The organism is Haloferax massiliensis (assembly GCF_001368915.1).
Taxonomy (GTDB): domain Archaea; phylum Halobacteriota; class Halobacteria; order Halobacteriales; family Haloferacaceae; genus Haloferax; species Haloferax massiliensis.
Genome location: NZ_CSTE01000001.1, coordinates 681,292 through 692,950, shown reverse-complemented (window position 1 = coordinate 692,950; position 11,659 = coordinate 681,292). Strand labels below are relative to the sequence as shown.

The window sequence follows — 11,659 nt, the reverse complement described above, 5'->3', positions numbered from 1 at the left end:
CGGCGCGAAGCCGGTCGTCGCCGGCTACGTCATCGACGACAACCTCTCGATTCCGCCGGTCGCCTGTACCGCCATCGCGGTGACGCTCTGGCTTCTCGCCTGAGCGGAAGGCGGCTTTATTTCGTCCGCTCGCTAATCGTCGAGTCATGACTGTCTACGAGAGCGACCTTCCGGGCGTCGGGAAGAAACACGAGGTTGAGCTCGGCGACGGCTCCCGGCTCGTCATCGTGACGCACAACACGGGGAAACGAGAGGTGTTCCGGCGCGCGAGCGCCGACAGCGACTCGGAGAAGCTGTTCGAGCTCACCGACAAGCTCGCCCGGCAGGTGGGGACGCTCCTCGAAGGCGCGTACTTCCAGCCGGTCCAGACCGAGACCATCGAGACGCTTCTGGGCGACAACACGCTCATCGAGTGGGTCGAAGTCGGCGCGGACTCCGACATCGCGGGCAAGAACCTCCGCGAGTCCGACCTCAGACAGGCGACCGGCGCGTCCGTCATCGCCATCGAGCGCGGAGACGAGGTCATCACCTCGCCCGGCGGCGACGCGATGGTCGAAGCCGGCGACACGCTCGTCGTCATCGGTCCCAAGACGGCCTGCCGAGACTTCGTCGCGCTCGTCAAAGGGACCTGATGGCGGCGGCGCTCCTCGAATTCGGCTACCTGTTCGCCGTCCTCGCGGTCGTCGGAGCGGTCGCGCTCCGCCTCGGCCTGTCGGTGATTCCCCTCTACGTCGTCGGCGGCGTCGTCGCCGGACCGTACGTCGCCGGGCGGTTCGGCCTCCCGTACGTCCCGAACGGCGAGGTCGTGACGATTCTGGCGGAACTCGGTATCGTCCTCCTCCTGTTTTTCCTCGGCTTGGAGTTCAGCCTCGACCGGCTCCGGGCGTCCGGGGCGAAAATCGGCCGCGCGGGCGTCATCGACCTCGCGGTGAACCTCCCCATCGGCGTCGCCATCGGCCTCGTCCTCGGGTGGTCGCCGGTCGAGGCGCTCCTGCTCGGCGGCATCGTCTACATCTCGTCGTCGGCCATCGTGACGAAGACGCTCATCGACCTCGGGTGGATTGCGGACCCCGAGTCGGAGCCGATTTTGGGCACGCTCGTCTTCGAGGACCTCGCCATCGCGGTCTACCTCGCGGTCGTCACCTCGCTCGTGCTCGGCGGCGACGGCGGCGTCGCGGCCATCGGGCGGTCGCTCGCCATCGCCTTCGGCTTCCTGGGCCTCCTGTTCGTGGCCGTCCAGTACGGGACGGCGCTTTTCGCCCGCGTCCTCGACGTGGAGAACCAGGAGGCGTTCGTCCTGCGGGCGCTCGCGGTCGTCGTCCCCATCTCGGGCGCGGCGCTCGCGCTCGGGGTGAGCGAGGCCGTCGCGGCGTTCTTCGTCGGCATGGGCTTTTCGACGAGCGGCCACAGAGAGCGGCTCGAACACCTGCTCGTCTCCGTGCGCGACGTGTTCGCCGCGGTGTTCTTCTTCTGGATCGGCCTCGGAACCGACCCGACGCTGTTGGCGGCGGCGGCCGTCCCGCTGGCCATCGCGGTCGTCGTTTCGACGCCGTCGAAGGTCGTCTCGGGCTACCTCGGCGGCCGGGCGTACGACCTCTCGGCGCACCGGTCGCTCCGGGTCGGCGTCGGGATGGTCCCCCGCGGCGAGTTCTCGCTCGTCATCGCGGCGCTGGCCGCCGCGGGCACGACGCCGGTGATGCGCGAAATCATCCCGGCGTTCGCCGTCGGCTACGTCTTCGTCATGAGCGCGCTCGGGACGGTGCTGATGCAGCGGTCGGACCTCGTGGAGCGACTGGTCTTCCGCGGCGGCGCGGCGGACGGAGAGGCCTCGACCGAGAGCGCCTGATTCGTCCCGACGCGGCGTTTGCGCCCCGTCGACGCCGACCGCCTCGGCCGGCCACAGAACACTTATTGGAGGAGTCGTCACGTTGCGGGTGCTATGACCCTTATCGAGTGGCTCGTCATCGCAGTCGTCGTGGTCGCGATTATCGCGCTCGTCCTCGCGCTCGTCGACAACGAACTGCTGGTCGAACTCGCCGGGGAGTTGCTCGACTGAGGAAACGTTTGCGTCGCCGCAAGCGTTTAATAGGGACGACGTTGTAGCGTCTCACAACGATGGCGGCTCGCAGTACTTGCGCCACTTTTGCCCCACTGCGAGCCGCGGCTGTCCGACCCCGACGACGGGCCCTTTAGGGCCACAATCATCATCTCCTTCGGGACACGTCGAAATCGCTAATCTCCTGTTTTCGTGCCCATAGGCATCTCTACCACTTAATTTCATAAAACGAATGCAAAGAATTTATCTGTATGTCCCCGCCACAGACGAGTACATGAAGAAAGTCGCACTCGCGTTCTCGGGCGGACTCGACACGACAGTCTGCGTCCCGATTCTCGAAGAGGAGTACGGATACGACGAAGTCGTCGGCGTCACCGTCGACGTCGGCCAGCCCGAAGAGGAGTTCGAGGAGGCCTACGAGACGGCCGAGGCCCTCGGACTGGAGCACCACGTCGTCGACGCGAAACAGGAGTTCGCACAGCTCTGTCTCGACTCGGTGTGCGCCAACGCGGACTATCAGGGCTATCCGCTCGGCACCGCGCTCGCGCGCCCGGTCATCGCCAAGGCCATCCTCGGACTCGCGGAGGAGCAGGACTGTGACGGCATCGCGCACGGCTGTACGGGCAAGGGTAACGACCAGCTCCGCTTCGAGGCGGTCTGGCGCGCCTCCGACCTCGAAGTCATCGCGCCCGTCCGCGAGATGGGCATGACCCGCGAGTGGGAAATCGAGTACGCCGCCGAGAAGGACCTCCCGGTGCAGGGCGGCAACGAGGGCGTCTGGTCCATCGACACGAACCTCTGGAGCCGTTCCATCGAGGGCGGCAACCTCGAAGACCCCGGCTACGTCCCGCCGGAGGACATCTACGAGTGGACCGACCAGCCCTCGGACGAGACGGAGCTCATCGAAATCGCGTTCGAAGACGGCTACCCGGTCGCCGTCGACGACGAGGAACTCGAACCCCTCGAACTCATCTCGCTTCTCAACGAGAAGGCCGGCAAGCACGGCGTCGGCCGCACCGACATGATGGAAGACCGCATGCTCGGCCTCAAGGTGCGCGAGAACTACGAGCACCCGGCCGCGACGACGCTCCTGAACGCCCACGAGGCGCTCGAAGGCCTCGTCCTCACGAAAGAAGAGCGTGACTTCAAGGCCACCGTCGACAACGAGTGGTCCCAGAAGGCCTACGAGGGCCTCATCGACGCCCCGCTCGTGGGCGCGCTGAACGCCTTCGTCGAGAAGACCCAACAGCGCGTCACGGGCACCGTGACCATCAAGTTCGAGGGCGGACAGGCCCGCCCGGTCGGCCGCGAGTCCGAGTACGCCGCCTACTCCGAGTCGGCCGCCTCCTTCAACACGGAGACGGTCGACGGCATCAAGCAGGCCGACGCCACGGGCGTCGCCAAGTACCACGGCTTCCAGGCGCGTCTCGCCAACCAGAGCGTCGAAAAGCAGAAGCCCGAGCTCGCCGCCGACGGCGGTAGCGACTGAGATGGCAGGCGAGGACGGCGACTCCGAGGGCGTCATCCGCCGGGACCGCTTCAGCGGCGGCCCCGCCCGCGGGTTCATGTCGAGCCTCGCGGCCGACGAGCGCATCTTCGAGGCCGACCTCGCCGTCGACCGGGCGCACGTCGTGATGCTCGCGTCACAGGACGTCATCGAGTCCGAGGTCGCAAGCGAGATTCTCGCCGCGCTGGACGAGGTCGAGGCCGCGGGCCACGACGCGCTTTCGGGCGGCGAAGACGTCCACGAGGCCATCGAGGCCGCCGTCATCGACATCGTCGGCCCCGACGGCGGGAAGATGCACACCGCCCGCTCGCGCAACGACGAGGTGGCGACCTGCATCCGCTACCGCCTGCGCGAGGACGTGCTTTCGGCCCTCGACGCCGCGCTCGCCCTGCGCGAGTCGTTAATCGAGACGGCCGCCGAACACACCGAGACGGTGATGCCCGGCTACACGCACCTCCAGCCCGCGCAACCGACGACGGTCGCGCACTTCCTGTGCTCGTACGAGCGGGCGGTCGCCCGCGACTGCGCCCGCCTCATGTGCGCGTACGAGCGCATCAACCAGTCGCCGCTCGGGTCGGCGGCGTTCGCGGGCACGCCATTCGACGTGAACCGCGAACTCGTGTCCGACCTGCTCGGCTTCGACCGCGTGATGGAGAACTCGATGGACGCCTCGGCGACCCGCGACTTCCTCGCGGAGACGCTGTCGGCGCTCACGACCCACGCGGTCACGCTCTCCGGTCTCGCCGAGGACCTCGTGATATTCTCGAACAAGGGCCTCGTCGAGCTGTCGGACGACTACTCGTCGACCTCCTCCATCATGCCGCAGAAGAAGAACCCCGACACGATGGAGCTCGTCCGCGCCGTCGCGGGCGACGCGGTCGGGGAACTCACCGGCCTCCTGACGACGCTGAAGGGACTGCCGCGCGCGTACAACCGCGACCTCCAGCGCGCCCACAAACACGCGTTCCGCACCGTCGACGACGTGGCCGAGGCGGCCGCGGTGGCCGCGGGCGCGGTCGGGTCGGCGACGTGGCCCGAGGACGAACTCGCCGCGGCCGCGGGCGACGGCTTTTCGACCGCGACCGGCGTGGCGGACCTGCTGGCGATGGCCGGCCTGCCGTTCCGCACGGCCCACGAGGTCGTCGCGGAGGCGGCCGCCCGCTCGGAGGGAACGCCCGACGTGGCAACACTTGACGCCGTCGCTACGGACGTATTAGGTGAGTCACTCTTTACGCACGTGACAGCCGAGGCCGTCGAAGCCGCGCTCGACCCGACCGAGAGCGTGGCGAGTCGCGATTCGGTCGGCGGGCCCGCGCCCGCCGCCGTGGAGGCGACGCTCTCGACGGCCCGCGACGAGCTCTCGGACGACGCCGCCGCCGTCGCCGACGCCCGCGACTCGCTCGCGGCGGCCGCCGAGGGCCTCGACGAGGAGGTTTCGAGCTATGTCTGAGTCCGGACGCGCGACGCCCGCGGGCCTGCTTCGACGACCGCGAGCGACCGCGCCGCGACGACGACCACCACGCCCGACGCGGGGGACGGGTCGACCGGTCCGACGACCGGTCCCGTCTCCGGCGTCGAGTGAGCGTGGCACCCAAGCTCGACGCGTCGTTCGGTCGGTCCGTACGTTCGGCCGATTCGACAGATAACACCCGTTAGAGACTTCTTTGCGCTTATTTTCCTCGCGTAATTTTCGACGCCTTTAATACCGTCCGTCGACCAGCCACGGATGTAATGAGCGACACCATCACCGCGGAAGACCCGCTGAGCGGAGAGGAAATCGAGCTGCCGGCCGACGTCGAAGTCGGCGAAATCATCGACAGCCCCGCCACGGGCGCAGAGCTGGAAGTCGTCTCCCTCGACCCCGTGACACTCGAAGAAGCGCCCGAACTCGAAGAGGACTGGGGAGAGTAAATTGCACGTTGGACTGCTCTATTCCCGGATTCGCCGCGACGAGAAGCTCCTGCTCAACGAGCTTCGCGACCGCGGCCACGAGGTGACGAAGATAGACGTTCGGAAAGAGCAGTTCGACCTCACTGAGCCGCCGGAATCGTTCGACGGACTCGACGTGGTGGTCGACCGCTGTCTGGCGACGAGCAGGAGCATCTACATCACGCGCTTCCTGCAGTCGTACGGAATCCCGGTCGTCAACTCCCACGAGACCGCCGACATCTGCGCCGACAAGGCGAAAAACAGCCTCGCGCTCGCGGACGCGGGCGTTCCCACGCCGAACACGAAAGTCGCGTTCACGGTCGAATCGGCGATGGAAATCGTCGAGGAGTTCGGCTACCCCTGCGTCCTCAAGCCGGTGGTCGGCTCGTGGGGTCGCCTGATGGCGAAAATCGACTCCGAGTCGGCCGCCGAGGCCATCCTCGAACACAAGTCGACGCTCGGCAACTACGAGCACAAGGTGTTCTACATCCAGGAGTTCGTCGAGAAGCCGGGCCGCGACATCCGCGTGCTCGCCGTCGACGGCGAACCCGTCGCCGCGATGGTCCGCTCGTCGGACCACTGGCTCACGAACGCCGCGAAGGGCGCGAGCGTCGAGGAGTTCGAACTCGACGACCGCGCGAAGGAACTCGTGAAGCAGGCGTCCGACGCGGTCGGCGGCGGCCTGCTCGGCGTCGACCTCATGGAGACGGGAGATAGTTACACCGTCCACGAGGTCAACCACACCGTCGAGTTCAAGGCGCTCAACGACGCCGTCGAGGCGGACGTTCCCGCGACGGTCGTCGACTGGCTCGAAGCCAAGGCCGACGGCGAGCAGTCGCTGGCGGAGGTCTCGGCGTGAGCGACCAGCTCACCGCGGGCGTCGTCGGCGGCTCCGGGTTCACCGGCGGCGAACTGCTCCGTCTGCTCGACGGCCACCCGAACTTCGATATCGAACAGGCGACGAGCCGCTCCTACGAGCGCAAAACCGTCGGTCACGTCCACCCGAACCTTCGTCACCTCGACCTCCGTTTCACCTCGCCGGAGGACCTCGAATCCGTCGACGTGCTGTTCACGGCGACGCCCCACGGCGTCTCGATGGAGCACATCGACGCCTTTCAGGACGCGGCGGACACCGTCGTCGACCTCTCCGCGGACTTCCGCCTCTCGGAGGCGGCGCAGTACGACGAGTGGTACGACGGCCACGTCTGCCCCGAATACCTCGAACAGTCGGAGTACGCGCTCCCCGAACTGAACCGCGAGAACCTCCCCGGCGCGGACCTCATCGCCGCGGGCGGCTGTAACGCGACCGCGACGATTCTCGGCCTCAAGCCGCTTTTCGACGCCGGCATCCTCTCCGGCGACGAGCAGGTCGTCGTGGACGTGAAAGTCGGCTCGTCGGAGGGCGGCGCGGGCGCGAGCAAGGCGTCGTCGCACGCCGAGCGCTCGGGCATCGTCCGCCCCTACGCGCCGACCGGCCACCGCCACGAGGCCGAAATCGAGGAGTACCTCGGACTTTCGGTCTCGTTTACCGTCCACGCGGTCGACATGGTCCGCGGCGCGGCGGCGACCTGTCACGTCTTCCCCGACGGCCCCGTCTCGAAGGGCGACATGTGGAAAGCGTTCCGCGGCTCCTACGGCGACGAACCGTTCATGCGCACCGTCGCCGGCGGCGGCGGCGTCTACCGCTACCCGGAACCGAAGTCGGTCGCCGGGACGAACTTCGGCGAGGTCGGCTTCGAAATCGACCCCGGAAACCGACGACTCGTCGTCTTCTCGGCCATCGACAACATGATGAAAGGCTCCGCGGGGCAGGCGGTCCACGCCGCCAACATCGCGCTCGGGCTGGACGAGACCGCCGGACTCGACTTCACCGGCTTCCACCCCGTCGGCTCGCCCTGACCGCACCGCCCCCGAACGCTCGCCCCGGCCCACGATTTACGCACCATTTCGACTATGACAGGATACACACGCGAGGAACTGCTCGCGGCACACGAACAGCTCGTCGACAACGAAGCGAACCTACTCACCGATGGCGGTTCCGAGCCGCCGGTCGTCGTCAAAATCGGCGGCGCGAAAGCCGTCGACCCGCAGGGGGCCGTCTCCGACGTGGCCCACCTCGTCGCCAACGGCACCGACGTCGTCGTCGTCCACGGCGGCTCGACCGCCGTCGACGAGACGCTCGAAGAACTCGGCGAGGAGCCGACCTACGTCGAGTCGCCCTCGGGCGTCTCCGGGCGCTTCACCGACGAGCGCACCATGGAGGTCTTCTCGATGGTGATGCCCGGCAAGCTCAACACGGACCTGACGGCGCTGTTCCGCGAGGCGGGCGTCGACGCGCTCGGCCTCTCGGGCGTCGACGGCGGTCTCCTGACCGGCCCGCGCAAGTCGGCCGTCCGCGTCGTCGAAGACGGCAAGAAGAAGATCAAGCGCGGCGACCACTCCGGGAAGATTACCTCGGTGAACGCGACGCTCCTCGAAGCGCTCCTCGACGGCGGCTACACGCCCATCGTGACCGTTCCGATGCTCGCCGACGACGGCGTGCCGGTCAACGCCGACGCCGACCGCGCCGCGGCCGCTGTCGCGGGCGCGCTCGGCGCGAAACTCGTCGTCCTCACCGACGTGAAGGGCGTCTACGCCGACCCCGACGACGAGTCGACGCTCATCGAGACGGCCGACACGCCCGAGGGGTTCTCGGCGCTCGAATCGGCCGCCGAGGGGTTCATGACGAAGAAGGTCATGGCCGCGAAGGAGGCGCTCGACGGCGGGGCCGCCGAGGTCGTCGTCTCCGACGCGAACCTCAACGACCCCATCGTGACGGCGCTCAACGGCGGCGGCACGCACGTGACGCCCGGCGCGCTGGTCGAAGCCGAGGGGGCCGAACAATGAGCGGCTTCGTCTTCAACGAGAAACCCATCGCCATCGAGTCCGGCGAGGGGCCGTATCTCTACTCGGACGACGGCACCGAGTACCTCGACTTCGGCGCGAGCTACGCCGTCGCGGCGCTCGGCCACTCCCACCCAGCGGTCACCTCCGCGATTCAGGAACAGGCCGCGAAGCTGACCTACGTGCAGGCGTCGTACCCCGTCGAGGTCCGCACCGAACTGTACGAGAAGCTGGCGACGCTCGCGCCCGGCGACATCTCGAACGTCTGGCTCTGTAACTCCGGCACCGAAGCCAACGAGGCGGCGATGAAGTTCGCCCGCTCGGCGACCGGCCGCGAGAAAATCGTCGCCACGAAGCGCGCCTTCCACGGTCGCACCCTCGGGAGCCTCGCGCTGACGTGGAAACAGAAGTACAAGAAGCCCTACGAGCCGGTCGCCGGCGGCGTGGAGTTCGTCAGCTACGGCGACGAAGCGGAACTCGCCGAGGCCGTCGACGACGAGACGGCCGCCGTGTTCTTAGAGCCGATTCAGGGCGAAGGCGGCATCAACCCCGCGACGGCGGAATATCTCCAGACCGCCCGCGACCTGACCGAGGACGCGGGTGCCGCGCTCGTCTTCGACGAGATTCAGACCGGCATCGGTCGCACCGGGTCGCTGTGGGCCTGCGAGAACGCCGGCGTCGTCCCCGACATCCTCACGAGCGCGAAGGGCATCGCCAACGGTCTCCCGCTCGGCGCGACGCTGTGTGCCGACTGGATTGCCGACGGCGCGGCCTCCCACGGCTCGACGTTCTCCGGCGGTCCCGTGGTCTGTGCGGCGGCGAACGCCACCCTCGACACAATCGTCGAGGAAGACCTGCCGGGCCACGCGGCCGCGGTGGGCGACTACCTCACGACGGAACTCGAAGCCGCCGTCGAGGAACACGACCTGCCGGTCCGCGAGGTCCGCGGCGACGGCCTCATGGTCGGCGTCGAGGTCAAACGCGGCGCGAACCGCACGCTGAAGCACCTCGCGCTGTCCGAGCAGTTGCTCGCGCTCCCGGCGGGCCGGACAGTCGTCCGGTTCCTGCCGCCGCTGGTCATCGAGGAGGAACACGCCGACCGCGCGGTCGACGCCATGACGAACGTGTTATCATGAACGCCGAAATCGAACGCGAAGACGACGAGGCAGACGTGGAGAACGCGGGAGCGGCCGACGCCGAGACCGACGCGAGCGCCGTCTCCGACGACGGGACCGACGCCCTCGACGAAGGCGAGTGGGCCGAGGCGCGCCACCTCCTCTACGACATGGTCTCGACGCCCTCGGTGTCGGGTGAGGAGGAGGCGGCCGCCGAGGTGCTGAAGGCGTTCTTCGAGGCGCACGACCGCGAGGTGTGGATAGACGAGGTCGGCAACGTCCGCGCGCCGGCCGACGACGCGGTGCTTCTCACCTCCCACATCGACACCGTCCCCGGCGACGTGCCGGTGAAAATCGAAGACGGCGTCCTCTGGGGACGCGGCAGCGTCGACGCGACCGGACCGCTCTGTTCGATGGCCGCGGCGGCCGTCGAGACGGGCGTCTCGTTCGTCGGCGTCGTCGGCGAGGAGACCTCCTCGCGCGGCGCGTGGCACCTCGTGGAGGACCGCGAGGAGCCCGACGCGGTCGTCAACGGCGAACCCTCGGGCTGGGACGGCGTCACCCTCGGCTACCGCGGCTTCCTCTCCGGGACGTACATCTCGACGAGCGAACTGGGCCACTCCTCGCGCCCCGAGGAGAACGCCATCCAGTCCGCGGTCGCGTGGTGGTCCCGCGTGGCCGACTTCTTCGACGAGGAGCGCGACGGCGTCTTCGACACGGTGACGACCAAGCCGGTGCGCTTCGACGGCGGCCCGAGCGACGACGGCCTCGCGGTCGAGGCGACGGTGGACGTGCAGTTCCGCGTCCCGCCGCGGTACACCATCGACGACGTGCGCGAGGTCGCGGAGAGCGAACTCACCCGCGGCGGCGTCCACTGGAACAAACCCATCCCGCCGGTCATGATGAGCCCCCGCACCGACGTGGCGCGGGCGTTCCGCGTCGCCATCCGCAACGTCGGCGGCGTGAAGCCCCGGCTCCTCCGCAAGACCGGAACCAGCGACATGAACATCTTCGCCGGGACGTGGGACTGCCCGATGGCGACCTACGGCCCCGGCGACTCGGACCTCGACCACGCCCCGAACGAACACCTCGACCTCGCCGAGTTCGACAGCGCCATCGACGTGCTCGTCGACGTGTGCGAGCGCCTCGCTGACGACTGAGGCGAGCCGAGCGGCGGCGACCGAACGACCGAGACGACGAACCGACACGGAGACACGACACACGACACAATGCTCGAAACCACCCACTTCACCGACATCGACGACATCAGCGCATCGGAGTTAGACCGCGTCCTCACCCGCGCCGCCGACATCAAGTCCGGCGACGACGAGACGCAGCTCACCCGAGCGACGCTGGCGATGCTCTTCGAGAAGCCGAGTACCCGGACGCGTGTCTCCTTCGAGACGGGGATGACCGAACTGGGCGGCCACGCGCTGTTCCTCGGCCCCGAGGACATCCAGCTCGGCCACGGCGAGCCGCTTTCGGACACCGCGCGCGTGCTGGGTCGCTACGGCGACGCCATCATGGTCCGCCTGTTCGACCACGAGGACCTGCTCGAAATCGCCGAGCACTCCGACGCGCCGGTCATCAACGGCCTGACCGACGACGCCCACCCCTGTCAGACGCTCGCCGACCTGCTCACCATCCGCGAGCACGTCGGCGACTTCGCCGAGGTGTCCGCGGCGTGGGTCGGCGACGGCAACAACGTCGGCCAGTCGTTCGTCCTCGGCTGTGCGATGGCCGGTATCGACCTCACGGTGGCGACCCCGCCGGAGTACGGCGTCGACGACGACGTGCTCGAAAAGGCCGCAGAGCTCGGCTCGGTCCCGACGATTACGACCGACCCCGAGGAGGCCGTCGCGGACGCGGACGTGGTCTACACCGACGTGTGGATTTCGATGGGCCAAGAGGACCAGCGCCACGAGAAACTGCAGGCGTTCGAGGGGTTCCAGCTCAACGAGGACCTGCTTTCTGACACCGACGCGAAGGTCATGCACTGCCTGCCGGCCCACCGCGGCGAGGAGATTACCGGCGACGTGCTCGAAGGCGAGCGCTCGCTCGTCTGGGACCAAGCGGAGAACCGCCTGCACGCCCAGAAGGGCCTCATCGTCGAACTGCTCGAAGAGTAGCAGTCGGGCCCGAAACGAGTCCGACACGGTCGTTTTCTTC

At 68.1% G+C, this 11,659-nt stretch carries 11 protein-coding genes and 1 pseudogene; all 12 read left to right on the top strand.

Translation table 11 applies throughout. From position 1 onward, the window contains the following. Positions 1 to 103, top strand: a pseudogene (locus BN996_RS20880) (dolichol kinase); the annotation flags it as partial. A 43-nt stretch (positions 104 to 146) separates the two neighbouring features. Continuing rightward, complete coding sequence (locus BN996_RS03325) at positions 147 to 632, top strand: cation:proton antiporter regulatory subunit (protein ID WP_089777158.1); 486 nt, start codon at positions 147 to 149, stop codon at positions 630 to 632. Beyond that, entirely contained in the window at positions 632 to 1,846 is a 1,215-nt protein-coding gene (locus tag BN996_RS03320; protein ID WP_089777157.1) for a cation:proton antiporter, read from the top strand. The genes BN996_RS03325 and BN996_RS03320 overlap by 1 nt, the downstream gene beginning before the upstream one ends. A gap of 484 nt (positions 1,847 to 2,330) precedes the next feature. Then, positions 2,331 to 3,545, top strand: coding sequence for an argininosuccinate synthase (locus BN996_RS03315; RefSeq protein WP_089777156.1), 1,215 nt, complete (start codon positions 2,331 to 2,333; stop codon positions 3,543 to 3,545). A gap of 1 nt (position 3,546) precedes the next feature. Beyond that, positions 3,547 to 5,013 carry an argininosuccinate lyase gene (argH, locus tag BN996_RS03310; protein ID WP_089777155.1) on the top strand — a complete coding sequence of 489 codons (1,467 nt, stop codon included), beginning with the start codon at positions 3,547 to 3,549 and terminating at the stop codon, positions 5,011 to 5,013. A 281-nt stretch (positions 5,014 to 5,294) separates the two neighbouring features. Beyond that, positions 5,295 to 5,474, top strand: coding sequence for a lysine biosynthesis protein LysW (gene lysW / locus BN996_RS03305; protein ID WP_004045057.1), 180 nt, complete (start codon positions 5,295 to 5,297; stop codon positions 5,472 to 5,474). 1 nt (position 5,475) lies between these two features. Continuing rightward, positions 5,476 to 6,351, top strand: a complete 876-nt coding sequence (gene lysX / locus BN996_RS03300) for a lysine biosynthesis protein LysX (RefSeq protein ID WP_089777154.1) — start codon at positions 5,476 to 5,478, stop codon at positions 6,349 to 6,351. Then, a complete protein-coding gene (argC, locus tag BN996_RS03295) occupies positions 6,348 to 7,391 on the top strand; it encodes an N-acetyl-gamma-glutamyl-phosphate reductase (RefSeq protein ID WP_089777153.1) in 1,044 nt (347 codons plus the stop codon). The genes lysX and argC overlap by 4 nt, the downstream gene beginning before the upstream one ends. Before the next feature lie 54 nt (positions 7,392 to 7,445). Then, positions 7,446 to 8,378: an acetylglutamate/acetylaminoadipate kinase gene (locus tag BN996_RS03290; protein ID WP_089777152.1), complete on the top strand. Its 933-nt coding sequence runs from the start codon at positions 7,446 to 7,448 to the stop codon at positions 8,376 to 8,378. Further along, positions 8,375 to 9,511, top strand: a complete 1,137-nt coding sequence (locus tag BN996_RS03285; protein ID WP_089777151.1) for an aspartate aminotransferase family protein — start codon at positions 8,375 to 8,377, stop codon at positions 9,509 to 9,511. The genes BN996_RS03290 and BN996_RS03285 overlap by 4 nt, the downstream gene beginning before the upstream one ends. Continuing rightward, the gene (locus BN996_RS03280) at positions 9,508 to 10,650 is read left to right on the top strand and encodes a [LysW]-lysine hydrolase (protein WP_089777150.1); all 1,143 of its coding nucleotides are present in this window, start codon (positions 9,508 to 9,510) and stop codon (positions 10,648 to 10,650) included. The genes BN996_RS03285 and BN996_RS03280 overlap by 4 nt, the downstream gene beginning before the upstream one ends. 69 nt (positions 10,651 to 10,719) lie before the next feature. Beyond that, complete coding sequence (gene argF, locus BN996_RS03275; protein WP_089777149.1) at positions 10,720 to 11,619, top strand: ornithine carbamoyltransferase; 900 nt, start codon at positions 10,720 to 10,722, stop codon at positions 11,617 to 11,619. Positions 11,620 to 11,659: the final 40 nt, after the last annotated feature.

Bases quoted from the DNA above. Each gene is read 5' to 3' on its own strand.
- BN996_RS03325 (WP_089777158.1), top strand. From the start codon at position 147: ATGACTGTCTACGAGAGCGACCTTCCGGGCGTCGGGAAGAAACACGAG.
- BN996_RS03320 (WP_089777157.1), top strand. From the start codon at position 632: ATGGCGGCGGCGCTCCTCGAATTCGGCTACCTGTTCGCCGTCCTCGCG.
- BN996_RS03315 (WP_089777156.1), top strand. From the start codon at position 2,331: ATGAAGAAAGTCGCACTCGCGTTCTCGGGCGGACTCGACACGACAGTC.
- argH (WP_089777155.1), top strand. From the start codon at position 3,547: ATGGCAGGCGAGGACGGCGACTCCGAGGGCGTCATCCGCCGGGACCGC.
- lysW (WP_004045057.1), top strand. From the start codon at position 5,295: ATGAGCGACACCATCACCGCGGAAGACCCGCTGAGCGGAGAGGAAATC.
- BN996_RS03290 (WP_089777152.1), top strand. From the start codon at position 7,446: ATGACAGGATACACACGCGAGGAACTGCTCGCGGCACACGAACAGCTC.
- BN996_RS03285 (WP_089777151.1), top strand. From the start codon at position 8,375: ATGAGCGGCTTCGTCTTCAACGAGAAACCCATCGCCATCGAGTCCGGC.
- BN996_RS03280 (WP_089777150.1), top strand. From the start codon at position 9,508: ATGAACGCCGAAATCGAACGCGAAGACGACGAGGCAGACGTGGAGAAC.
- argF (WP_089777149.1), top strand. From the start codon at position 10,720: ATGCTCGAAACCACCCACTTCACCGACATCGACGACATCAGCGCATCG.